The 279-nt window shown below is 68.8% G+C and carries 1 protein-coding gene; it reads left to right on the plus strand.

Features of this window, described 5'->3' with window-relative positions; translation table 11 throughout:
• Positions 1 to 279 (plus strand): ShlB/FhaC/HecB family hemolysin secretion/activation protein (locus HKX41_11240; GenBank protein ID NNC24705.1); only part of this gene is annotated, 279 nt, incomplete at both ends.

The following is a 279-nucleotide window of genomic DNA, read 5'->3' on the forward strand; positions in this document are numbered from 1 at the left end:
GCGGCCACAGCTTCAGCCTGTCGGCGCAGGTCGCGCCGCAGCGCAGTTCCGATGCGCAGGTGTATTCGGCCTCGTACCTGGCCCGCTTCGGCGCCTCGCCGTGGTCGCTGCTGGGCTATGCGGTGCGCAGCAAGAGCGACATCGCCGTGGTCGGCGACCTCAACGTGATCGGCAACGGCACCCTGGCCGGCGTGCGCCTGATGCGTTCCTTCGCCGCGGGCGAGGGCTTCTACCATTCGCTCAGCCTCGGCGTGGACTACAAGGACTTCACCGAGTCGC

The sequence above is a fragment of the Salifodinibacter halophilus genome, assembly GCA_012999515.1.
In the GTDB taxonomy this organism is placed as follows: domain Bacteria; phylum Pseudomonadota; class Gammaproteobacteria; order Nevskiales; family Salinisphaeraceae; genus Salifodinibacter; species Salifodinibacter halophilus.